The 24,403-nt window shown below is 46.1% G+C and carries 21 protein-coding genes; 7 read left to right on the forward strand and 14 right to left on the reverse strand.

Going from position 1 to position 24,403, the window contains the following annotated elements; translation table 11 throughout:
• The first annotated feature begins 41 nt into the window (after positions 1 to 41).
• Entirely contained in the window at positions 42 to 1,376 is a 1,335-nt protein-coding gene (locus tag AC55NX_RS08335) for an MATE family efflux transporter (protein ID WP_496995299.1), read from the forward strand.
• A 100-nt stretch (positions 1,377 to 1,476) separates the two neighbouring features.
• Here AC55NX_RS08335 and aroG read toward each other — a convergent pair whose 3' ends face one another.
• Positions 1,477 to 2,544, reverse strand: coding sequence for a 3-deoxy-7-phosphoheptulonate synthase AroG (gene aroG / locus AC55NX_RS08340; RefSeq protein WP_496995300.1), 1,068 nt, complete (start codon positions 2,542 to 2,544; stop codon positions 1,477 to 1,479).
• A gap of 351 nt (positions 2,545 to 2,895) precedes the next feature.
• Here aroG and AC55NX_RS08345 point away from each other — a divergent pair, with 351 nt between their 5' ends.
• Complete coding sequence (locus tag AC55NX_RS08345; protein ID WP_496995301.1) at positions 2,896 to 4,611, forward strand: phospho-sugar mutase; 1,716 nt, start codon at positions 2,896 to 2,898, stop codon at positions 4,609 to 4,611.
• Between the two features lie 81 nt (positions 4,612 to 4,692).
• Here AC55NX_RS08345 and AC55NX_RS08350 read toward each other — a convergent pair whose 3' ends face one another.
• Positions 4,693 to 6,414 carry a phosphoethanolamine transferase gene (locus AC55NX_RS08350; RefSeq protein WP_496995302.1) on the reverse strand — a complete coding sequence of 574 codons (1,722 nt, stop codon included), beginning with the start codon at positions 6,412 to 6,414 and terminating at the stop codon, positions 4,693 to 4,695.
• Positions 6,411 to 6,767: a diacylglycerol kinase gene (locus AC55NX_RS08355; RefSeq protein ID WP_496995303.1), complete on the reverse strand. Its 357-nt coding sequence runs from the start codon at positions 6,765 to 6,767 to the stop codon at positions 6,411 to 6,413. Before AC55NX_RS08355 ends, AC55NX_RS08350 begins: the two co-directional genes overlap by 4 nt.
• 135 nt (positions 6,768 to 6,902) lie before the next feature.
• Here AC55NX_RS08355 and mak point away from each other — a divergent pair, with 135 nt between their 5' ends.
• Positions 6,903 to 7,820 carry a fructokinase gene (gene mak, locus AC55NX_RS08360; RefSeq protein ID WP_496995304.1) on the forward strand — a complete coding sequence of 306 codons (918 nt, stop codon included), beginning with the start codon at positions 6,903 to 6,905 and terminating at the stop codon, positions 7,818 to 7,820.
• On the opposite strand, the gene AC55NX_RS08365 is transcribed toward mak, so the two are convergent.
• From AC55NX_RS08365 to AC55NX_RS08375, 3 genes are read right to left on the reverse strand one after another with little or no spacing between them, the layout of a single operon-like run.
• Positions 7,811 to 9,940, reverse strand: a complete 2,130-nt coding sequence (locus tag AC55NX_RS08365; RefSeq protein WP_496995305.1) for a putative bifunctional diguanylate cyclase/phosphodiesterase — start codon at positions 9,938 to 9,940, stop codon at positions 7,811 to 7,813. The genes mak and AC55NX_RS08365 overlap by 10 nt on opposite strands.
• Before the next feature lie 38 nt (positions 9,941 to 9,978).
• Positions 9,979 to 10,431 carry a hypothetical protein gene (locus AC55NX_RS08370; protein ID WP_496995306.1) on the reverse strand — a complete coding sequence of 151 codons (453 nt, stop codon included), beginning with the start codon at positions 10,429 to 10,431 and terminating at the stop codon, positions 9,979 to 9,981.
• Complete coding sequence (locus tag AC55NX_RS08375; protein ID WP_496995307.1) at positions 10,431 to 11,657, reverse strand: porin; 1,227 nt, start codon at positions 11,655 to 11,657, stop codon at positions 10,431 to 10,433. The genes AC55NX_RS08370 and AC55NX_RS08375 overlap by 1 nt, the downstream gene beginning before the upstream one ends.
• 201 nt (positions 11,658 to 11,858) lie before the next feature.
• On the opposite strand from AC55NX_RS08375, the gene AC55NX_RS08380 reads away from it, so the two are divergent.
• Positions 11,859 to 12,464 carry a DNA-3-methyladenine glycosylase I gene (locus AC55NX_RS08380; RefSeq protein WP_496995308.1) on the forward strand — a complete coding sequence of 202 codons (606 nt, stop codon included), beginning with the start codon at positions 11,859 to 11,861 and terminating at the stop codon, positions 12,462 to 12,464.
• A 587-nt stretch (positions 12,465 to 13,051) separates the two neighbouring features.
• Here the strand turns inward: AC55NX_RS08380 and AC55NX_RS08385 are convergent.
• From AC55NX_RS08385 to AC55NX_RS08400, 4 genes are all read right to left on the reverse strand, one after another.
• Positions 13,052 to 14,029, reverse strand: a complete 978-nt coding sequence (locus AC55NX_RS08385; RefSeq protein ID WP_496995309.1) for a 5-oxoprolinase subunit C family protein — start codon at positions 14,027 to 14,029, stop codon at positions 13,052 to 13,054.
• On the reverse strand, positions 14,019 to 14,900 hold the full coding sequence (locus tag AC55NX_RS08390; protein WP_496995310.1) for a 5-oxoprolinase subunit B family protein: 882 nt from the start codon (positions 14,898 to 14,900) through the stop codon (positions 14,019 to 14,021). The genes AC55NX_RS08385 and AC55NX_RS08390 overlap by 11 nt, the downstream gene beginning before the upstream one ends.
• A 66-nt stretch (positions 14,901 to 14,966) precedes the next feature.
• A complete protein-coding gene (locus AC55NX_RS08395) occupies positions 14,967 to 15,218 on the reverse strand; it encodes an acetyl-CoA carboxylase (protein WP_496995311.1) in 252 nt (83 codons plus the stop codon).
• 8 nt (positions 15,219 to 15,226) lie between these two features.
• Positions 15,227 to 16,012, reverse strand: coding sequence for a 5-oxoprolinase subunit PxpA (locus AC55NX_RS08400; RefSeq protein ID WP_496995312.1), 786 nt, complete (start codon positions 16,010 to 16,012; stop codon positions 15,227 to 15,229).
• 135 nt (positions 16,013 to 16,147) lie between these two features.
• Here AC55NX_RS08400 and AC55NX_RS08405 point away from each other — a divergent pair, with 135 nt between their 5' ends.
• Both AC55NX_RS08405 and AC55NX_RS08410 read left to right on the forward strand, forming a co-directional pair.
• Positions 16,148 to 17,071 (forward strand): LysR family transcriptional regulator, encoded by a 924-nt coding sequence (locus AC55NX_RS08405; RefSeq protein WP_496995313.1) that lies wholly within the window; start codon positions 16,148 to 16,150, stop codon positions 17,069 to 17,071.
• A gap of 62 nt (positions 17,072 to 17,133) precedes the next feature.
• A complete protein-coding gene (locus AC55NX_RS08410) occupies positions 17,134 to 17,925 on the forward strand; it encodes a transporter substrate-binding domain-containing protein (protein WP_496995314.1) in 792 nt (263 codons plus the stop codon).
• 160 nt (positions 17,926 to 18,085) lie between these two features.
• On the opposite strand, the gene AC55NX_RS08415 is transcribed toward AC55NX_RS08410, so the two are convergent.
• The 4 genes from AC55NX_RS08415 to proV all read right to left on the reverse strand — a co-directional run bounded on the left by AC55NX_RS08415 (position 18,086) and on the right by proV (position 23,132).
• Positions 18,086 to 19,375: a magnesium transporter gene (locus AC55NX_RS08415; protein ID WP_496995329.1), complete on the reverse strand. Its 1,290-nt coding sequence runs from the start codon at positions 19,373 to 19,375 to the stop codon at positions 18,086 to 18,088.
• Positions 19,376 to 19,756: 381 nt separating this feature from the next.
• Positions 19,757 to 20,746 (reverse strand): glycine betaine/L-proline ABC transporter substrate-binding protein ProX, encoded by a 990-nt coding sequence (gene proX, locus AC55NX_RS08420; RefSeq protein WP_496995330.1) that lies wholly within the window; start codon positions 20,744 to 20,746, stop codon positions 19,757 to 19,759.
• 186 nt (positions 20,747 to 20,932) lie between these two features.
• Entirely contained in the window at positions 20,933 to 21,940 is a 1,008-nt protein-coding gene (gene proW, locus AC55NX_RS08425; protein ID WP_496995315.1) for a glycine betaine/L-proline ABC transporter permease ProW, read from the reverse strand.
• 4 nt (positions 21,941 to 21,944) lie between these two features.
• On the reverse strand, positions 21,945 to 23,132 hold the full coding sequence (gene proV / locus AC55NX_RS08430; protein ID WP_496995316.1) for a glycine betaine/L-proline ABC transporter ATP-binding protein ProV: 1,188 nt from the start codon (positions 23,130 to 23,132) through the stop codon (positions 21,945 to 21,947).
• Positions 23,133 to 23,448: 316 nt separating this feature from the next.
• On the opposite strand from proV, the gene AC55NX_RS08435 reads away from it, so the two are divergent.
• On the forward strand, positions 23,449 to 24,279 hold the full coding sequence (locus AC55NX_RS08435; RefSeq protein ID WP_496995331.1) for a tetratricopeptide repeat protein: 831 nt from the start codon (positions 23,449 to 23,451) through the stop codon (positions 24,277 to 24,279).
• Positions 24,280 to 24,403: the final 124 nt, after the last annotated feature.

Raw genomic sequence — 24,403 nt, forward strand, 5'->3', positions numbered from 1 at the left:
GATGTTTGATTTGATCTGACGAGAGAAGAGTTTCTATTTTTATGCAGAAAACTGTAAATGTTCCACAATCACTGGGTCGCCAGCTTCTAACCATGACTTGGCCAATGGTCTTTGGTGTACTTTCTCTGATGGGATTTCAGTTGGTTGATAGTATTTTTATTGCCCAATTGGGCGTTTTACCGCTGGCAGCCCAAGGATTCACACTACCGATGCAAATGGTCATCATTGGTTTGCAGGTCGGGTTGGGAATCGCGACTACATCCGTAATTGCCCGAGTGCTCGGTGCAGGCAAGCAACAGGATGCGAAACAGTTGGGTGGTCTGATTCTGACGATTGGCAGTATCAGTGTGGCGGTACTGACGGTGCTGATCTATCTGTTGCGCCATCCGATTCTGGCACTCTTGGGCGCAACACCGGAAGTATTCCCCATTATCGATCAATATTGGATTGTCTGGCTGATCAGTGCCTGGACCGGTGCAACCTTGTATTTTTTGTATAGTATCTGTCGGGCAAACGGGAATACGATTCTCCCCGGGACGATGATGATGGTCACCAGTGTGGTGAACTTGATTCTGGATCCGATTTTTATTTTCTCGTTCGATTTAGGGATAAATGGCGCCGCGTTGGCAACTATCTGTGCGTTTGGGATTGGCATTGCTGTGGTTGCGGTGAAAGTGATTTCCCGTCACTGGATGTCGTTTGAATGGGAAGGGCTGGATATCCGGGCTAGTGTCAAGTCGATTTCACAGGTGATGGGACCGGCAACGGTGAGCCAGCTACTCCCGCCAATTTCTTCGATGATGGCAACACACATTCTGGCTTCGTTCGGCAATGAACCTGTTGCCGCATGGGCGGTTGGTTCACGGTTTGAGTTTTTCTCGCTGGTGGCTGTATTGGCGCTCACAATGGCAATGCCGCCCATGGTTGCCAGAATGCTTGGTGAGCGAAAAATTACGGAAATTCGTCATCTGGTCGGTATTGCGGTGAGATTTGTACTGATTTTTCAGACTGCACTTGCAGTATTGGTATTCTTTCTGGCGAGTTCGATTGTGGTATGGATGGCTGATGCTGCGATGATTCAACAATTACTCCAATGGCATCTGATCTTTGTTCCGATCAGCCTTGGTCCGTTGGGAATTTGTATGTTAATGGTGTCGATCCAAAATGCGTTGGCGAAATCATATACCGCGTTGGTGATCTCAGCGTTGCGGCTGTTCGTATTTTTCCTTCCTTGCTTGTGGATCGGTGCGCAGATAGCTGAACTGAAAGGTATCTATCTCGGTTCAATGATCGGCAACATTCTGGCTGGTCTGTGTGCCTGGCTGATCTATCGAAGAACCATACGGCAGATCGAGCAAGAGGTATCAGCTGGCTAAGATAACTGCTCGCTATGACCATAAAAACCCCCCGCTTGCAGACGGGGGGATTTGAATCAAACAGGGGTGCTGTCCTGTTCACTCACTCTTGTTCACTCACTTAAGCACGATCCGCTTTTGCTTTGCGCCGGGCTTCAACCGCTGCAGAGAGTTGACGTAGCACCTGTTCCGTATCCTGCCAGCCAATGCACGCATCCGTAATTGACTGACCATAAGTCAGCGCTTGTCCATCGACTAAATCCTGACGACCTTCAACCAAATGCGATTCGATCATCACGCCGAAGATATGGTCTTCACCATTGGCAAGTTGTGCTGAAACGTCTTCAGCCACAACCATTTGACGTTGGTATTGCTTACTGCTGTTCGCATGACTGAAGTCAATCATCACTTTTTGCGGCAGATCGGTTGCGGTCAGTTTATCTTTGACATCCTGAACATGTTCGGCACTGTAATTCGGCTCTTTGCCACCACGCAAAATGATGTGGCAATCTGGGTTTCCGGCGGTTTCAACAATCGCAGAATGACCAAATTTAGTCACAGATAGGAAGTGGTGAGATGCACGAGCCGAGCGAATTGCATCCGCTGCAATTTTGATGTTGCCATCCGTGCCGTTTTTAAACCCGACCGGACACGACAAACCAGAAGCCAGCTCACGGTGAACCTGTGATTCAGTGGTTCTCGCCCCGATAGCGCCCCAGCTGATCAGATCTGCGATATATTGCGGTGTGATCATGTCCAGAAATTCACTGGCGGTCGGCATGCCAAGATTGGTCAGCTCCAGCAGCAGTTTTCGCCCGATTTTCAGACCTTCATTAATCTTGTAGGTGTCATTCATGTACGGGTCATTGATGAGACCTTTCCAGCCGACGGTTGTCCGGGGCTTTTCAAAGTAGACGCGCATGACAATTTCCAGATTGTCACTTAACTCATCGCGCATTTTTTTCAGTCGCTTGCCATATTCGATCGCGGCTTCGGGATCATGGATAGAACATGGTCCGATAATCACAAGGAGACGGTCATCTTTGTCATTCAGAATATGATGAATGGCTTTACGGGCATTAAATGTTGTTGAAGAAGCAACGTCAGTTGCCGGAAATTTTTCAAGAATGGCTACCGGCGGGAGTAATTCTTTAATTCGTTTTATTTTTACATCATCAGTCTGAAACATTCGGTTCTTCTTCCTCTCTTATCACGACACATCCGTCAAGGGAACGTTTGTCAAGGCAACGCTGCCCTCGGATGCTTTAACCTGAGTAAGGTATCGGGTTCAATATTATGTTGCAATCATTTTTTTTATATAAATGCAATATTAAACCCATCTTTACATTAAATGTTATTTGTAAAAAATAGTGTACACTTGCGTTTGAAGCGTTGTCTTGAAAGGTATAAATTTTATTCAATCTCTCATTATGACTGAAATAAGATCAAGGATTTCTATTATTTATCGATTGCGTACTCACAAATAATTTGTGATCTATCATACACTGTGAATAACGAAAATAGTGCAAAGGTATCTCCCATGAATGAACAATTTTCCCGTTGGCTGGCAAGAGACCCAGATCGGACAACAAAAGATGAATTACAAGCATTGATTGATGCCGGGAATCAGGAAGAACTGCAAGATCGGTTTAACGGTCGTTTAGCTTTTGGGACGGCAGGTCTGCGTGGCAAGGTCGGCTGTGGCCCTAACCGGATGAATCGTCTGGTCATTCAGGAAACGGCAACCGGATTAGGTAATTATCTGATTCAGCAGCTCGATCAGGCCAAAGAACGCGGTGTCATCATTGGTTATGACGGCCGTTTGGATTCGAGAGATTTTGCATACGATACCGCATCAGTGCTCGCTGCGTTGGGGATTAAGGTATACCTCACTGATCAGGTCGCTCCGACACCGGTGGTTGCCTATGGGATTCGTCAACTGAATACGGCTGCCGGTGTAGTGGTGACAGCTAGCCATAATCCACCGGAATATAACGGATTTAAAGTTTACTGGGAAAACGGTGCGCAAATTATTCCACCGCATGATCAAGGGATCGCACAGGCGATTGAGCAAGCTGCTCAGCTGCCACTGCACACAATTTCTCTGACCGAAGCTGAAGCTGAGCAGCGGCTCGTGTGGCTGAGTGATGATTACTATGAGGCCTATCGGCTGGCGGTACATCAGCACCCATTATTACAATCAAGTGCTCAGGAAACCGGCGGAGATGATATTACGATTGCCTATACCGCGATGCATGGTGTCGGGGCTCCTTATGCTGAAGCATTGCTACAGGAAGCCGGATTCTCACATGTCCACAGTGTTGCTGAGCAGCGTGAACCGGATGGGCGCTTCCCGACCGTCAAATTTCCGAATCCCGAAGAGCCGGGGGCAATGGATCGCGTGATTGCACTGGCGGAGCAAGTGGGGGCAGATCTGGCTTGTGCCAATGATCCGGATGCGGATCGCTTTGCGGTTGCAGCCCGTCATGCTTCAGGTGAGTTTCGGATGTTGACAGGTGATCAGGTCGGCAGCTTGTTAGGTGATTACCTATTAGATAAAGGACATACGCAACAAGCCCTGGTCGGTAATACCATTGTTTCTTCCAGTTTGTTGGAGAAGATTGCCCGGCATTATCGTGCGACTTATTTCAAAACGCTGACAGGATTTAAATGGCTGACGAATGTTGCCATGCAGCAACAGCGTGAAGACCTGCCGTTCTTATTTGCGTATGAAGAAGCGCTGGGTTATACCATCGGCACACAAGTGTGGGATAAAGATGGATTATCAACACTCCTTGCGTTTGTGCAGATGTGTACGGCACTCAAGCGCGACGGACAAACAGTCTGGGATCGGTTAGAAGCAATTTATCGTCGGCACGGTCTGTATGTGACTGCCCAGAAAAGTATTGCCTTATCTCCGGAGACGCCACCGATCGGTGATGCGCTGCGAACGAATCCGCCGCAGACGATTGCCGGACGTCAGGTGATCGTGACGGAAGATTATAAGATATCGCAACGCCATTTGGCTGACGGACGTACCGAATCGATCGATTTACCGGTCAGTGATGTGTTGGTGTATCAATTGGATGGTGGAGCCCGAGTGATTGTGCGCCCTTCAGGCACAGAGCCAAAGCTGAAATGTTATTATGAACTGGTGACGGATATTATCCCGGATGAGGCGTTTGAGGATGCTCAACAGCGAGCGGATGAACAACTGAGTATGCTGATTGCCGAACACCAGATCCATCTGCAATAACGCGGTTGACGCGATCAATCATGAAAATGAATAAGAGCAGCATTCGCTGCTCTTTTTTTATCCATGGCTGTCAGGTTGTGATCACGGGGTGTCAGCAAACACGCTCTGTTCGGAGCGAGCGGATGATTTGTTCGACAACTGCGCTATCGCCATCGCCGGATTGGATGAACGGCATTTGGCAAAGACATCTTGTTGTGGCCGATAGGCTTGGGTGGTGACATCCAGCGCACCCAACAACGTATCGAAGAGATAGTCGTGAGAGATCCGAGCTTGTCGGGCCTCCGTTTTCAGACAAGTTTCATTGATGGATTTGGTGTGCTTAAATCCCGGTGACATCCAGAGCAGCAGTGGTACATGCGTCTGATATTTCGGTGCGATGCTATATGGCAGACCGTGCAGATACACCCCGTCTTCCCCTAACGATTCGCCGTGATCAGACATATAAATCAAGGCGGTATTGTAGCGATCTTCCAGTGATTTTAACTGGTCGATGGTTTGGCCGACAACGTAATCGGTATAGCGAATGGTATTATCATACGTATTGATTAACTGCGCCTGAGTACAGTTTTCAATATCCGCTCTCGGGCAGTCTGGCTGGAATGCTGCAAACTCTTTGGGATAGCGCTGATAATAGGTGGGGCCGTGACTGCCCATCAAGTGCAGGACAATGATGCGATTCCCTTTCATTGAGGCAACTTTTTCCTGAAAATCTTCAAGCAGTTTGATGTCGAGACAGCTTGTGCCGTTACACAATGGATCGCTGCTGCTACGGGAAAGGTTTTCTTCCCGGAGGCGGGCGGGCACATGCTTATCTGCACCGTCATTTTCTCGCCAGAGCACATCGACACCGGCGCGGTTGAGAATGTCCAGTACATTGTCCTGATGCAACGCCACTCTTTCATTGTAATCAGATTTATTCAGCCGCGAGAACATACAAGGGACAGACACCGCTGTTGCCGTTCCGCATGATGAGACATGTTGAAAGGAAATCACATCAGACTGACGAGTGTATGGGTTGGTTTCTCTCGGATAACCGTTGAGCTGATAGTTCTGACTTCTGGCTGTTTCTCCTAACACAAAAACAAACAGGGTCGGTTTGCCATTACTGGCAGCTGGCACCGGTTGGTAGGCATCCAGACCGATCTGTTTATAGTCCATCGGTGCGGTCAGATAATTCTCTCGGATAAAGCGGTCGAGACTGTGGACGTAATAGGTCGGGATGAGCAGTTTGCGCAAATAGCTGTTGTTTCTGCCGACAGAGGCATAGTCCTGATAATAGAACATAGCAATTACGATGATCCCCAGTAACGATAGGCTGATCGTCAGAAGCTTTTTTCCGAGCAAACGCGGGATGCTGCGTTCCGGACGGATTGGTGACAACCACAGCGAAATGGTTGGAATGATCCCCAGAATCGTCACCCACAAGATCGAGTTCATACTCAGATATGAAGTTGCTTCATCGGTGTTGGTTTCCACGATATTGCGGATCATATCGATGTCAAAGATGACACCGTAATTGTAACTCGCATAACAGACGATGCTTGACGTGACGATCAGAATAGAAAAGAAGATCTTGGTGATTTTCGGCCAAGTAAACAGCGCAAAGATAATATTTAAGGCGCAGAAGAAAAATATCGGGATCGAGATAAGAAAGCCGGTATCAACCGTCTCCATTTTGCTGAAAATGGTCTTCAAATCTGCGTAAATCGGCAGATTGAGAAACACGGCAAAGTAAGCTGAAAGGATCAACGTCATGATGGTGTATGAGAACGGGTAAAATGTTATTGTGCGATTAATTTTCATACTAAAATCCACGTCCAGATAAAAGTAGTCAGTAAAATGGTGATAAAGACAGCTGCAGAGCCGATATCTTTGGCCCTGCCGCTTAATTCGTGGAACTCGTCGCTGATTCGGTCAACAACGGCTTCGACGGCAGAATTAAACAGTTCAGCGATTAAAATCAGGATCAACGATGCAATCATGAGCATCTGCTCGCTTGACGTGACGTTGAGCCAGAAGGTGAGCATGATCAGTGGCATGGAGACCATCACCTCCTGACGAAAGGCGGCTTCATGGAGCCAGACCGAACGCAGGCCTTTCATCGAATAAATGGTGGCGAAATAGACCCGTTTGAGCCCTTGATGACTTGTTTTCATAACATCCTCATATGAATCAGGTCGTAAAAAATCTGACATGTGGGTGAAACATTGGGCTATCGTAATGAGCAAGCCTTAAGATTTACTTAAGAACGATAAAAGAGACGTCACCTTTAAAAAGCAGGGGGAAATATCATGCGTATTGGCATTGATTTAGGCGGTACCAAAATAGAAGTGATTGCATTGGCCGATGATGGCGAAACGTTATTTCGTCAACGCGTATCAACACCGCGGGGATCATATCCGCAGACGCTGCAAACGATTGTGGATTTGGTTCATACCGCAGAGGCGGAGACTGGAATGACCGGCACGGTTGGGGTGGGCATTCCGGGGACGATTTCCCCGTATACCGGTCGAGTAAAAAATGCGAACTCAGTTTGGCTAAATGATCAGCCATTGCAAGATGATCTTGGCAAGCGATTACAACGAGAAGTCAGGATTGCGAATGATGCAAACTGTATGACGGTGTCTGAAGCGGTGGATGGCGCTGGTGCCGGTCAGCGGATTGTCTTGGCGTTAATTTTGGGGACGGGGTGTGGCTCCGGGATCACTATTGATGGAAAGCCACATATCGGTGGCAATGGTATTGGGGGAGAATGGGGACATAATGCACTCCCCTGGCCCGATGAAGCTGAGCGTCGTTTGGTGGCTGAGCGACCTTGTTACTGCGGTAGAAAGGGGTGTATTGAGCAGTATGTTTCCGGCACAGGGTTGTGTGATGACTATCAGAGCCGCAGTGGGGTGGCATTGACCGGAAGTCAGATCGATGCACTGGCAGCACAAGGAGACGAGCTCGCCCGACAGGTGTTGAGTGATTATGAACGTCGGCTGGCCAAATCACTGGCTGCATACATCAACATTCTTGATCCGGATGTGGTAGTTTTTGCCGGTGGGGTGAGCAATATCCAGCGTCTCTATCGCAAGGTCCCTCAATTACTGCCTGAGTTTATTTTTGGTCGGGAGTGCCAGACACCGATACGACAGGCTGTTCATGGCGACTCGAGTGGCGTCCGTGGGGCAGCATGGCTATGGCCTGTAGACGATCAATTGTGATTGTGTGGCTCGAGTGAGGCGAATAACCGGTAATAGTTTTGTATGGATGAATGGATGGCCTGCGCTAAATTTTCCAGCAGTACGGGGGCTGAGAAATAGTACCCTTGTAGACTATCGCAACCTTTTTCTATCAGGTAACGGGCATGTTTTTCTGTTTCCACACCTTCGCAACAACTATGTAATCCGAGCTGCTGGGCGAGCGCCAGAATGGCATTGAGAACCGAAGCATCTTTGTCGCTGTTAAATGAATTCACAACAAACTGACGATCGATTTTTAATGTATCGATATCAATGCGGTTCAGGTAGCTCAGTGATGAATAGCCGGTTCCGAAGTCGTCGAGTGCAATTGAACTGCCCAGTGCCCTAATGCGAGAGAAGAATTGGTTCGCCAAATCAAATTTTTCCAGATAACTGGACTCGGTAATTTCAAACTGAAGTCGGGCAATATCTTGATGATGGGTTGCTAAAGCCTGATGCAGGACATTTTCCAGCTGAGTTGACATCAAATCTTTCGATGAAATATTGACGGAGACAACGATCGGATGGGTACAGATTGACTGAATTTCATCTAGGTCATGAATTGCCTGACAGAGCATCCAACTGGTGATTTCACCGATTTTGCCCCCGTTTTCTGCGATAGGAATAAATTCCGAAGGTGCAATCATGCCCAGATCCGGGCTGTTCCAACGGATGAGGGCCTCAAATCCAATCACCTCACCTTGGCGAGAAACTTTGGGTTGATAAACCAAGAAAAACTCATGATTTTCAATTGCCGTCGATATGTGGTTGATGATCTGCAATGTGCGCCGTTTCTGACGTAACATTTGAGGTTTAAACAAACGATATGACCCTTTGTCGACGTTTTTACTGTGAGACATTGCAAGAACAGCGTTAGAAATCAGGGTGTCAATGTCGAAATCAGACGCTTTGGCCATCGCAATACCAATACTGACACTGGTCTGGATTTCCCACTGCCCGATGGTAATTGGTGTTTTCAGTTGGTCGATGATCGTTTGTGCGACCTGTTTGGCGATACTTGAATCCGGCAGGTCGGGCAACACCACCAGAAAGTCATCACCACCGAGTCGGGCGAGTGTGTCATTTGACCGGAGACTTTTCGCAATGAGCAGACTCAAATGGCGTAACAAGTCATCGCCAATCGTGTGGCCCATCAAATCGTTAATATCTTTAAAACAGTCCACATTGAGGAAAAAAATCGCCATATCGGTGTGATGCTGTTGCGCACTGAGTAAATATTGCTTCAGTGTTTCCATGACATACCGTCGGTTTGGCAAGTTGGTTAGATGATCGTAATTGGCGAGATGAAACATTGAGACTTGTTGTTGGCGAAGCTTTTTGTTCTGCTCATGGTTCAGTTGATGTTCCTGATTGATCGTTTCCAGCATTGAATTAATATCCTGGCTCAGGTGCAACACTTCATTGACGCCTTCAGCCGAATGCCGGAGCGTATAATTTCGGGAGTGTTTGACCTGCCGGGTAAATGCTGAGAGGCGAATCAAAGGGGTGACGATACGCTGGAACATATACCAAGAAATAACCAAAGAAATGATGAGAATCAGTAATACCAAAGGAATTGCCTTGATGAGTAGATCGTGACGGCTATTGGCAATTGGCTGTTTGAAGTCGTGGATGACTTCCAGATAGCCAACCGGAAAATTCGGATTGCCAATGGTATCCATACTTACCAGAAAATCATCAATATGTGTCACAGGAAAGGGGGATTTTTGGGCAATGAGCGACTGATAGAGAGGATTATCAATGATATGTATCGGCTTGGCTGATGTTTTGGAGTAGCGCTCAAGCAGGTTCCAGTTTGCGTCGTAAACATCGGCATAAAGGATATGATCATGCCTTTCGAAAGTGAGGAGTTTATTTTTCAGAATAAAACTGTCCGATTCTTCTGAAAAGGTGAAGAGCAGATCATCGGCAACATTTGCGATTAAAGCTTCGAGGTTGTTTTTAACCGAATGAATGTAGATGGCTTCGTATTCTTTGAGAGAGACCATAAAAACCGATAATGCACAAAGTGCAATCGACAGCGTACTGATGAAGAGAAATTTCCCCCGGATACCCAGCTTTTTATGAATCCCTGATAACATCAAGTCAATCCTGTTTTTTGTTGTATTCTAGCCAATGGTTATTTTTGATAAACCACAATGATATTGTGAGGGAGCCCCACTTGTGCCGGTACATAGCCGATCGCGTTATTTGTTGTTGTGACATAGTTCAGTAATTCCTTGACTGACGAGAGTTCGAGTGGTGGATGACTTCGTCCCGTAAACAGCAATTGTGCCCAGTAGGATTGAATTCGGCTTTCGGTTAAACCAATCACTTTAGTATTGAACAGTATTCGAGTAGGGTTGCCAACCTTTAAAGCAACCGCCTGATATTTGCGGCTGAGTGTTCCACCCATGTAGATTTGTCTGACTTCATGATGCGTTAATGCTGGCAGGTGTGATGCTGCATTGGCAATGACAAGAATACTCGGTTGGGGTTTAGCATAACTGAGCGGGCATAAAATCAGTAAGTTCAGCACCAGCCAAAAGCTCGATATGTGATAGAAGCGATGTCGTTGCAGCGCACCTCTCATCAAAACACCCACTCTAGGCTGACTCGATAGAGATCTGCATTTCTGTTGAAGTCGTTCTGAATCGAATCAAAAAAAGCGTTTTCTCCCGGTTTGCCATCTAAAAAGGTGACTTCTGCTTTGAGTGCGATTTGGGGATGGACATCCCAGCGAGTGCCCAGCGTCCATGTGGTTAAATTATCCTGACTGCTGGATTTCAGTATGCTAACAGCCTGATACAGTTCATTTTCAGAGCTCGGCACTTCATCGGCATATGCTTGATATCTGACATGACTTTGCGCAAATGTAACATAAAAGGTCAGTGGCTGAATGTTGTAGCCAGCGGAAAGATAATAACTGTGAATGTCTTTAATTAAATAAGCTTGCCGGGGATTAATCATGGTCCACTCGGCACGCAAAAAGTAATCAATGGTTTCGTAGGCTATTGCTGCTTCTTCAAGGTCGATCCAGTGCGTCTGAACCAGTGCCCCTGCGGTTTTTGTATAACCTGCGTTTTCTAGTGCGGCTCGCAGTTGACCCACTTCTGCTTTATTCAGGTTTACTTGTCCGCGGTGATGAGATATCCGGAGTGTCAGGTCGTCGATATTAATTTGTGCAATCAGCCCACCAAAGATTTTGACATCGTATTCAGTCGTCCCGAAATCGGTGTCATGTGTACCTGAGTAACGCCCTAAATAAGCTTCGAGAGAAGCATCGACATTGTCGCTTGCATGACCCCATGCCAAATCAATACCATGATATGTCGGGAACAGCCAACTTTTATAAATCTGCTGTGGTGCAGAGACCCAAGGATAGGCATAGCCGACATCAAGGACATCACTTAATGCGAAAAAGGGCGTTTGTAAGCGGCCAATTTTCAACAGGAGGTTGTCACCCGGCTGATAAGATAAGTACGCCCAGTTAATCAGTTCCTCGTCTGCGGAACGATGGGTTCGTACAATGCCTTGAACCGTTGCGCTAAAGACTGAATTGAAGCGATAGGACGTTTGCAAACCGAGTAATGTCTCAGGCTTCAGAGATACGCGGTCTGAATGTCCCATGTATGTTGCCTGAGAGGTTGTCAAATAACCTGCTGTTATTCGGCCAAACCCAGAAAAGGAAAAACGGTTATCAGGATTCGCGTATCCTTTGTAAGGAAATAAAATCAGAAATAAAGTAAAGAAGCAGGTTATTTGAGACACTTCCTGATACTTTCTGCGATATCTTATATTAAAAAAAGACAACATCATCTTGAGTCTGCGACAGCGCTCACCATCTAAGTTGTTAATAAATTGTAACTTGTTTATTTCTAAGAAGTCTATTTAGATTTTGCATAGATTTGCTTGAATTTCACATAATATATCTAATTGGTTCGAAGATGAAAGATTATGTCTCTTATGAACATTTTTTTCATTTGTTATTGGTTTTTTTTGATGTATTGAGAGAAGAATATGAGTAATGAATATATCGGCCCTGATGGCCAGAAGCGATGTCAGTGGTGTAGCGCGACGACTGACTTTCTTGACTACCATGATCATGAATGGGGATTCCCGGTTGGTGATGACCGAACTCTATTTGAAAAAATATGTCTGGAGAGCTTTCAGTCTGGTTTGAGTTGGCGAACGATTCTGGCAAAACGAGAGAATTTTCGCCGGGCTTTTCTGAATTTTGATTTTAACCAAGTGGCCGAGTTTACAGAGCAGGATATCGAGCGTTTGTTACAGGATGCAAGTATCATCCGCCATCGAGGAAAAATTGAGGCGGTGATTAACAATGCTAAACGAGCACAGGAATTGGTGGCTCAGGAAGGATCTCTGGCTGCTTTTTTCTGGCGCTATGAACCCGATCCAGCCTCCTTACCAGAACCGCAATCAGTATCAACTTCACCAGAATCAGTGGCTTTGTCGAAGCAACTAAAAAAGATGGGATGGAAATTTGTCGGGCCAACGACGGTTTATGCATTCTTACAGGCGATGGGGTTGGTCAATGATCATGAAAAAGGCTGTGTGATCCGGGAGAAAGTGGCGCAGGTTCGAGCCGGTTTTCAACGGCCATAACGAATTGTCATAACTATATAGTTTCTAATCGTTATATTGTTGCTGATCACTGTATTTTCTTCATAACCATATGTTTTTTTTTATAATTACATGGCTTCTAACCATACTTGCTTGTAAACAGAAGTTGGGGGAATGTTGGTGCAAAGATTCTCAGGAATGAGACAATCGCCATTTCCATTGTGGAACTCATCCATTGATTTTGACAACAGAAACGCTGAGTTCTATAAAATTAAGTAATCACTTTATAGTGATTTATGTCATTACAATTATAATAAATTAATATTCATCTATGTTCATTATCGCGGATGATGCAATAATGATTTGATCGAATGGAGAAAGCAGGATGGTTATCGAAGTTGGATTAGTTATGTTATGTACTGGTGTTTTGCTAACGCTTTACTTCCGCATCAACCGCTAAGATTGACGCGTTTGACAGGATTCCGGAACGCTGTATCAGGATAGAGTGGCTACCATGCCCGATGATAGAAATATCCGTCGGCACAAGAAAGACCATGACTTGTCATATGGCGGGCATGGCCTTTTTTATTGGTTTCGATATTGATGAAGCTACCTATATTCCACCGATATCACAGTATCAAATGTTCATAGAGTTGCTGTAGTCGCAAATTTGTTTCTTCTCTGATTTGTAGTGCAGCTTCGATCGTGATCGATTCAAACTGAGCTTTGTAATTGGGTTGCATTTGACCGATTAGATCAAGATCTGAACTGATGACAGTCCCGATAGTGGCATAACCGCCGCCTGAAACGGCATCTCGAAGGAGCACAATCGGTTCTTTACCTGCCGGGATTTGAATAGAACCGATCGGATAGCAGGCATCGACAATGTTTGATGGATCTGAACCGGCACCAAACGGCTGAACTCTTGGATTGAATTCAAGCGAATGCCCTCCTTTAAAGCGATAACCAATGCGATCAGCTTCACTACCGACCAGCCATTCGTCTTGATAAAAACGGCGGAGACTTGATGGTGTCAGTCGGTGAGCATATAGCCCCTCAACGACCCGAATGGTTGTTTCCTTATGAATCGTGCGTAGGAAACGTTTAGGAATTGTGCGACCTTTGCTGACTTTCTCGGTGGGGGAACCGATCGTCAGCAGGTCATCTTTTTGTATTGTTCGTCCTTTCATACCACCCAGTCCACCCAACACATAGGTTGAACGGCTGCCTAAGGTTGGCGCTAGATTGAAACCACCGGCAACGGCCAGATAAATCCGAGCGCCTTTCAGGGGGTAGCCAAAAGTGAGTTTTTGTCCCGCCTGTACCTTGAGGGTCGTATTCATCGGCATTACTTCACCATCAAGCATCGGTGGCATCTCTGCCCCACATACGGCGATCAGTGTTGTGCTGATAAATTCCAGCTCTGGCCCCAAAAGTGTACATTCGAGAACAGCTTCCGTAGCTTTATTTCCAACCAACAGATTGGCTGATTTCATCGAGAACTGATCCAGTGCGCCCGAGGGTGGAATACCCAGATGATAATAGCCTTCGCGTCCACCATCTTGGACGGTCGTATTGAGGCCGGGTTTGATGACTTTAATTGACATAAAGCGCCTCCATGATGCGACTTTTGTAGTCTTCCGGAGCCGCAAGGTATTCCTGCAAGTCGAATCTGAATGGCCGGGTATGGAGCACATAAGTCCCTGACTCGACCGCCTGAGTGATTTGTTGGTATTCCAACTGATCAATCGGACGGAATTTCACGATGTCACCAGCACGAAAAAAGACAATCGAATCCTGCATGTGGGGCATCGACTGCTGAGGGTCATAAATCGGAACAGGCGTCATCCCAAACATTTGATAACCACCAGCACCTTTGACGGAATAGATGCAGCCAAAGCATCCACCGTGACCGACAGTCTGTTTGGGTGTGTCTGTTCTGGGTATCAGATATTTCGGCACTTCAAGTTGCTGTTCTTGCTCGACCATTTGAAACATAAAGGGGAGGCCGGCAACAAATCCAACCATCGAGACAAACCAGGGGGAGTGGCTATGTGCACGAATAAAGTCTTCAATGTTGCCGTACCCGTTTAAACTTGCAGCGTATTCTAAATCGGTTTGTTCTGGCGATTGATGTCTATCCCGAAAACGCATCAGCGTTTCGTGTGTCCAAGGGTCATTGTAATAAACCGGAATCTCAATGATCCGAGTGTTGAGACAATGTGTTGTGCTACGAGCACTTTCAAGTGATTTGACTTTGTCCAACAATGTTTGTGGTGATATCTGATCAGGATTAAACCGAATCTGAAATGATGCGTTGGCAAGGCAAATATCTAAAATGCCGGATAAATTTATCGCTTTTAAGCGATTGGTAATTTCCAGCCCACGGAAAAATGCAGGCAGAGACATAGACTCGGAGATTTCTGCAAACAGATGTTCATCGCCCCCGAAAGAGTACCGGATTGATTGTTCAGGCATGTCCTAATTCCCCTTCCTCTTGTCGGTCAGTGATGCTCCGACAGCGTTGCATCTGGTGGATGATGGTTACTCTAGCGTTTCAATGCTCGCAATGAGTTGGCCGGGTTCAATAAAATCTTCGTTCTCAATATGAAATGATTTCAGGATGCCATCGACATCTGCAGTGACTTCCGAAAATTGTTTCATCACTTCAATTAATCCAATCACCTCACCACTGTGTACTTCACTCCCTTCAGCGACAAATTCCGCGACGTCAGGCGCCGGACGCCGATAAAAAATTCCGGGCAACGGAGAGATGATTTGATGTGTACTTGTCATTTTTTACCTCAATCTTGGTGATATTCACTATTCATACGGTGTGGCGCCTGAATCGAAATACCGGCTTGTTCCAGCGTTTGTCTGACAACTTTGACAAGCGTCAACGCTCCCGGTGAATCGCTATGAATGCAGATTGAGTCGAATTGTACAGAAATCTCCTGATTATCAATGGTCGTTACTTTATTTTCGCGACACGCTCTGAGAATTTTTTTTGCAACCTGATTCGGGTCCAACATTCCGGTTTTTCGAGTAAAGACGATTGAGCCACTCTGATCGTATTCTCGATCTGCATAAAATTCACAGATGACCGGGTGGCCTTTGTCTAACGCAAGCTGGTGGAGCTGCGAGCCATGCATCACATATAAAATAAGTTCTGGTGCAAGACGGTGGATCTGATTAATGAATAAGTTAGCCGCTTCGTGGTCGTTTGCCAGATGCATGTATAGTGCACCGTGTGGTTTAACATGCTGTAAAGTGATTTCGTGAACGGATGCAATCTCTCTCAAAGCACCGATCTGATAAATGATATCGTGAATGAGTTCGTGCGCCGAAGTATGAATATGACGACGACCGAAACCGAGTAGATCACGATACCCGGGATGAGCTCCGACCGAAACACCATGTTGTCTGGCAAGTTCTACGGTTGTATACATTGTGGACGGATCTCCCGCATGAAACCCTGTTGCAATATTGGCTGAACTGATGAGTGGTATAATTTGTGCGTCTGCGTTATCACCCACATACCAATGCCCGAATCCTTCCCCGATATCAGAGTTTACATCAACGGATAACATCGTTTTCTTCCACCATTATTGATATTTTATATTTTTATGCAACGCATTCAATATATAGCCTTTTGCGTTCTGTAAAAAAGATTTATTTTTAGATACTGTAGTATCTAAAAATCAGATACCTTGAGAGATAAATGCATGTCAATGACGATTCGGCAATTGAAATATTTTGTTGCAGCAGCTGAACTGGGGCAGGTTTCTCAGGCTGCGATTCAGTTGAATATCTCACAATCAGCGGTGACAACCGCAATCCGGGAATTGGAATCATTACTCGGAGTAACCTTGTTCGTGCGTAGCACCCATGGCGTGACCCTGACGGATCAGGGGCGTCACTTTTTGAATAATGCTTATCAGGTACTGAGAAGTGTCGATGAAGCGCTGAATATTCCACATACGGATGAAGAAGCAATCGGGTCAATTCGTCTGGCGGCGACGTATACTGCGCTGGGGTATCTGTTGCCTTACCACTTACAGCGACTGAAACAGTGGTATCCCAATATCTCAATCGATTTGTACGAGTTTGAACGTATAGAGATTGAAGATAAATTATTAGATGGTTCAATTGACATGGCGATTGTATTGACGGATAACTTAATAGCGTCAGAGGTCGTTTCTGAAAAATTATTCAGTTCTGAACGCAGGCTCTGGATACCCAGTCACCATGCATTGAGTCAGAGAAAAACATTGGCTTTGGAAGATATTGAAAAAGAACCGTTTATCATGCTGACGGTAGACGAAGCTGATGTGAGTGCCATGCGTTACTGGAATCGTAAGTCGTTACAACCTAACGTGATACTCCGTACCAGCTCTGTTGAATCGGTCCGAAGTATGGTTGCGAACGGATTGGGGGTGGCAATTCTTTCTGATCTGGTTTACAGGCCTTGGTCTTTAGAAGGGCGACGGATTGAAACGCGTTCTCTGGATGATGTGATCGATCCGATGAGTGTGGGCTTAGCTTGGAAACGTGGTAAGACGTTTACACAAGCGATGCTTGCCATTCGAGGATATTTGCAGCAAGCCTACCTCACACCGCAGCAGAATATGATGAGAAATACGATGTGATAAAAAGTCCTGATATGTGATCAGGTCAGTTGAATACATCAAACAAATAAGTGGTTGAATTGATGATATTGATTGCCGGTTGTCTGCGTTTTATCACTCAGACTGATCAATTAGCGTATATTCGAAAACGGGGTCGCTTGCGCGTCGGCACACCGGGAGATTATCACTCGTTATCATACTTTGACGGCGATATGTTTTCCGGCTATGACATTGACATCGCTTCTTATTTAGCCGAGCAGTTGGGGGTTAAAGTTGAGTTGGTGTTGACGGAAAGGCAGGCACTGGTCTCAGGCTTGTATTCAGGTCAGTTTGATATAGCGATGGGCGGCATTCCTCGTTCAGTCTCTGGTCAGTATGATGCTGAGCAGACGCAAGGTTATCTGACCTTTCGTCACGTGTTGATGGCAACGATGGACAACCAATCTCGCTTCGGCTGTCTTGAGCAGATCAACCGGCCCGGAGTGAAAATTGGTGTACATGTCGGTCAAGTTTATCAAGCGTTGGCTGAACAGTATTTTCCGGCAGCGACTATTGTTCCTTTTGATAACTATTTGAATATGCCACTGGCTTTATGTGCCGGGCAGATCGATGTGATGATGACGGAAACACCATTCGCGCAATTTTATCAGACGACCGAGTCACCATTGGTTGCAATTCGGGAACTGGCGCAGTCGGGGCAACATCAATTCGGTTATCTGCTGCCTATCGGTCAGCAGCGGTTGCTTAATATGGTCAACTTGATTCTGGATGACATCAAGCTCAAAGGGATCGCGCGACAGTTGATGGTCAAACATGCATTGCATCAACCTTTTGAGCTCAATGTACCGAACAGCCACTCAGTGCAGGACAAATAGCCATTCGGTGTCACAAAGATGGTCTGGGTAAATGTTCTCTCAGCGTAAACGATCTCTTAGCATAAATGATCTCACCGATTTCAACCGTCTCTGGGAGAATATCGTCCCTGAGAGCAAAATTGTTCCTTAGAGCAAATGGTTCTTTAGAGTAAATTGTCCCTTAGAGTAAAATTGCGCCAGCCGTCCCCAGAAAAGCAAAAAAACCGACCACATCAGTGACGGTTGTCAGGATTACGGAGCCTGCCAGCGCAGGATCCAGCTTGAACTTATCCAGCAGTATCGGGATTAAAACCCCAAACAATCCAGCCGTTGCAATATTGACAACAATGGCGAAAGCGATAGTCATTCCCAGCCCCGGCGATTGGTACCACAGGCCAGTGATCGCCCCGATAATTAATGCCCAGAACAGGCCGTTAAATGCACCGATCCCTAATTCATTTTTCAGGAAAGTCCAGCGGTTGCCCGACGTGATCTGGTTTAAGGCCATTGCCCGCACCATTAAAGTGAGAGTTTGACTACCGGCAATTCCGCCCATAGAAGCAACAATTGGCATCAAAACAGCCAGTGCAACGACCTGAGCGATGACATTTTCAAAGAGTCCAATCGTGATAGAAGCCAAAATCGCGGTCATCAGATTGATACCGAGCCATACTCCCCGTTTTTGTGCCCCTTTGAAAACGGGGGCGAACAAATCATCACCTTCGTGAATACCGGTCCCGGCCGTCAGGCGGGCTTCGTAAATTTCTCGTTGAACACTAAGCGTAAACTGCCAGTCAATCGCCCCGATCAGGATGCCGTAATCACCCAGTACGGGCAGAGTCGGATATTCCGAATGCTCCAGCGCACTGACGGCTTCCGAAAGTGGTGCAGTTGCTTTGAGTTGTGTGAGATTGGTTTTGTTCAGTGAACTCAGCGGAGCCGAAGGCTCTGCGGTCAGTAAATCAGCGGAACTGATCAGGCCCCGGAATTTTTTATCCTTATTGATCAGATAAATATAAGGTGTTGGGCCATCCTGATATTTATCCAGCAAGACTCTGGCACGACTGACCCGAATATTGAACGGCAAAGTAAACACTTTACGGTCTGCCCAGTGACCAAGCTGGTTGTCATCATACTGATTGGCTTGGTCATAAAGCTCCAATTCATCCCGGCTGATTAATCGCAGTGCTTCACTGATGATTTCCTCAGGCAGAGAATCTTCCCACTCCAGCAGTGATAGGTTATCCAGCTTCGTGAGGATTAATTTCAGCTCGGTCGGTGTCAGGCTCTGAATGACTGAAATCCGTGCTTCTGAGCGCATTTCCGTCAGAACCGGAATATGAAGTTCAAGTGGCAAAGCTCGCCAGAGCTTGACCCGTTGTTCGACTTTTAATGCCTCAAGTAAACGAGCGACAGTATCCGAATCCATACCCTGATTCAGATATGAAGTCAGTTGCTTTGACTGGTCAATATCATCGGTTTGTGTCAGTGATTCAATAAATAGGGATAAATCTTTTTGATCGCTCAATTTTTTCACTCCGAGAATGCATTCAGAACACCATATTGCATCAAAAAAGATCTACATCGGAGCATGTTGCTATGGGATGTCCACTTAGGCAGAACGCTTCCGGTATGTGTGGTCTTGAAGAGACGCTGAATCCTGCATCTTACGGTTACTTGGATGTCTATGATACTCAAGAATAAAAACAGCAGAAACAAAAATCAAAGAGAAGTACGGAGATTCTGGGAGAATCAATTTAAAAAAACCCCGAAAGGTCTTGATAATGACCAGTCGAGGGTTGGAATGTATCGTTACAATACACGAGCAATTGTTAAATAACTGCTCTAACGGTTATTTCGCAGCCGCTTTTGCTTGCGAGATCCAAGAGTTAAATAATTTCTGATGCGCTTTGATCCAGCCATTGGCATGTGCTTCAATATCTGCCGTACTATTTTTCCCCTGACTCATCATCATGTTTTCCGCACTCACATCATTGATGTTTAGCTTCATAAGAGAGAATAATTTCGCGGCGGCCGGGTTATCTTGCGCAAACTTCTTGTTCGCAACAATTTTCATCGAGTTCATCTCGAAACCATAATTTTTGCCATTGGGGAGGCTGGTATCAATGTTCTTCCGATTGCCGGGTAGTGCCGAGAAAGGTACTTCAAGCCAGACCACATCTTTTCCCGGAACTAATACGCCACTGACCCAATATGGAGTCCATGTGTAATACAGAATCGGTTGGCCTTTGTGGTAACGGGCAATCGTGTCGGCAATCAGTGCTGAATATTTACCCTGATTGTGCATCACCGTTGGACGTAAACCGAACGCATCCAACTGGTGTTCAACCACACTTTCACATCCCCAGCCTGGATTACACCCGGTTAGATCCGCTTTACCATCATCATTGGTGTCGAACAGTTTGGCCAGTTTCGGATCTTTCAGTTGCGCAATATTGGTAATGCCATATTTCTCTGAGGTTTTCTTATCAATGAGATACCCTTGTGCTGCGCCTGAAATGTAGTTTCCGGCAACATAGAAGGCATCATCACCTCCCGCTTTTTCATATTTGTTGCTATGGAGCGGGAACCAACCGACGGCAAGATACGTTGCGTCGCCTTTGGCAATCGAGGTATAGCCAACGTTGTAATCGACTTCTTTGGTCGGTAAAACTGTGTAACCTAAAGCTTCCATCGCTTTATTGACGATCAGGGTCTGAAAGGTTTCCTCTGCGACGGTTGATTGAACTGGTTGAACGGTGATGCCTTTGCCGGGTAAATCATCGGCAAAAGCCAGTGAGGTTTGACACGTTGATAATACCATGCCGGCAGTGATCAACATTCTCCGTGTATATTTCATATCTGATTTCCTTATATTAGGTGAACTTATCAATGCCCGAATTCGGGCCTTAAGGAAAAGAACCACTGGATACACTTCATTCTGAAGATACGGTTCTATTGTCGCCGAGCAGAAACAGGCGCGTTGGGTCCTGTGACTGATTGGCTGTATTTCCTGTGATGATGTTGCTTATTTCGCCATCAGGCGCCAAATGAAACTGGCAGGGCCAGCGTGATACCAGCGAATCTTGTTATCCCGGGTTGTTGCACCGATCGCTTGAGTGATGCGATCCAGCAAAATGGCAAGAATCACGATCCCCATCCCACCAACGGCTGCCATGCCCATATCGAGTCGGCCGATACCACGTAATACGGTTTGTCCCAGTCCACCAACGGCAATCATGGATGCGATGACCACCATAGACAGCGAGAGCATAAGCGTTTGGTTTACACCAGCCATGATCGATGGCATCGCCAGAGGCAACTGAATGCGGTACAGCATCTGTTTCGGACTCGCCCCGAAGGCATGGCCTGCCTCAATCAAATCATTTGGTACTTGTTGAATGCCGAGAATCGTCAGGCGCACAATCGGCGGCAGGGCAAAGATAATTGTTACGACAACCCCGGGAACATTGCCGATCCCGAACAACATGACAATCGGTACCAGATACACGAAGGCTGGAGTGGTCTGCATGGCATCCAGTATGGGCCGAATCACTTTTGCGGCTATCTGATTCCGGGCCAGCCAAATACCGAGCGGCAGTCCTATCAGTAAGCAGAAAAAGACCGAGGTCATCACTAACGCTAAGGTAACCATGGCACCATTCCAAGCACCGATCAGGCCGATCACAATTAACGAAATCAGTGAAACGATCCCCATGCGCAGTCCTGCCATTTGCCAGGCCAGCAGAAACAGTACCGCTAACATAATTGGTGACGGTGTGGCGACTAATGCAGTCTGGAATGAACTGAGGATCAGATCGATCGGAATGCGAATCGCCTGAAACAGCGGGCGGCCATGTGCCACGAGCCAGTTAAGTGCAGTTTCTACCCAATGATCAAATGGGATCAGTGCATCTTTAAATGGATGTAACCAGTGAAAAGTCTCTGGTGGTGGTGTGCTGGCATTTAACCAGTCACTATTCGCTGTGGTGCTTGTCGCCCAAGGATCAACGTTTTGTGTGGATTCCATTGCCATAATATTATTCTCTGTCTAAAGTCTGAAGTAATCGGGATTTACTGATAACACCCAAATAGCGATTTTCGTCATCGACCACGGGAAGTGCGTAAGGAATGGTCGCAACCTGACCGATCAATTCACAGATTGGTGTATCGGCATGAACATGTACCGCTTCTTGCAAGAGGGCACTATTGAGAGAACAGCGCTGCTTCTGAGCTTCTTTCAGCGAGTCGAGAGAAACAACACCGGCATAGGTATTGCCGCGGTCAACCACAATCCCGAACTCTTTATCATTATCGAGTAACAGTTGCAGCGCCGCTGCCGGTCCATCGTTGTCATGCTTTTTCAGAACGGTGGCAGTTTTTCTGCGGGCAATATCTTTTGCGGTGAGAATGTTTGCAACATTCACCCCACGGAAGAAAGAGCTGACATAGTCATTGGCCGGATTGTGCAAAATGTCATCCGGGGTACCGACTTGGACGACTTCACCATCTTGCATAATGGCAATCCGATCACCGATACGCATCGCTTCATCCAGATCATGGGAAATAAAAACAATGGTTCGCTTATCATCGTTCTGCAAGCGAATCAGTTCATCCTGCATCTCGGTGCGAATTAACGGGTCGAGTGCTGAAAATGCTTCATCCATTAACAGGATATCCGGGTCATTGGTGAGTGCCCGGGCAAGTCCCACCCGTTGCTTCATTCCGCCAGAAAGTTCATCCGGATAAGAGTCTCCATACGCTTCCAGTCCAACACGCGACAAGGCTTCTTTTGCGCGTTGGTATCGGGTTGGTTTATCGATCCCCGCCAGCTCTAAGCCAAAAGCAGTATTGTCAATGACCGTCATGTGCGGCATCAGCGCAAAGTTCTGAAAAACCATTGAAATTTGTTTGCGCCGTACCTCACGGAGATCCTGAGCGGAGATACGTGCAATATCTCTGCCCTTGAGCAAGACGCTGCCTTGGGTTGGCTCGATTAACCGATTTAATAAACGGACCAGTGTTGATTTGCCAGAGCCGGAAAGCCCCATAATGACGAAGATTTCGCCTTCTTGAATTGAGAGAGAAACATTTTTGACACCGACAGTGAGGCCTGTTTTTTCAAAAATCTGATCTTTATCCAGCCCCTTTTCCATTAAGGGAAAAGCTGTATCAACGGACTCTCCGAATATTTTGTAAAGCTGTTTTACTTCTAATATAGCTTCCATTCATCACGACCTACGTTGTTTTAAAATTAACGACACTATGTTTTGTACTCTAAGCATTATTTGGATATAAATCAAGCATTTCTGTGATCTGCGCATTTTTATTGTTTGTAATTTATTGATTATTAATGGATATATATTTTTGTTATTTTTAATGTTTTTGTGATTTTGTTTGTGCACAAATAAATTATTTTTTACCTATTGCGGGATTGTTTCGTACTGTATTTCATTAGACAATGGAGGAACACTTGTTGTGTAAAACAGAAGTGGTATTCAAAAGAAGGGGTCTGCCGTGTTAAAAATTATACTGATGGTTGCAATGATACTGTCTCTTTTTCTGAAAACTGCCGTTGCAGAGCCGGAACAGAAATACTCACAAACTGATATCTTGGATCGCCCGCTCATCGAGCGCTATATCCTCGATGAACTGAAATCATTGCGACAAGATCAGCAGGATCTAGAACGTCGTCTGACCATCCAGATGACAGATCGGGAGTTGAGCGTCGCCGATAAATCAATGAATTATGCCAATGTCACGGTCACTTATTTCTTTTACATCATTGCTGCTGCGGCGTCATTGATCGCTTTATTTGGTTGGCATTCATTAAAAGAGGTGAAGACCAAGACGAGTGAGCTGGCCGATAGGCGCTTAAATAAAATCGCGCAAGATTATGAGAAAAAGTTTCTCGCCTTAGAGCGTGATTTAAAGCGTAAAACGCGGATCATCACTGATAATAATCGTGAGATTGAGATTATCAATGAGATTCACAACTTGTGGCTCAGAGCGCAGAGTGTGCAAACACCGGAACAACGGGTGGAAGTTTATGATGAAATTCTGAAAATCCGCCCGGGAGATTTAGAAGCGTTGACCTATAAAGCTGACGCAGTGATGGAAATGAAAGAATATCACTGGGCGATGAGTTTATGCAACCGGGTGCTTGAGCTTGATGAAACCAATGGTCCGGCTCTGTATCAAAGAGCCTGTGCCTACGCGCGTTTGGGCGCTGAAGAGCAAGCGATTATCGATCTACAGCTCGCCGTCGATCTCAGCCCGTCACTCCGGGAATTCATTGCTGAAGAGTCAGACTTTGAAGGACTGCACGGCCATAAGACGTTTGATAACTTATTGATTGCCTCCTCTCAGGAGTAGTTGCGTGAACCAATCATGACGATTGGTTGACACATTACTCATATATATCTGTCATGTTGTCGGGATTCATCGTATCAGTCGTTGTTGACCATTATTGATGGTTGACAACGCCCTTAGAGGAGAT

The organism is Vibrio rubrogenes, from assembly GCF_059641415.1.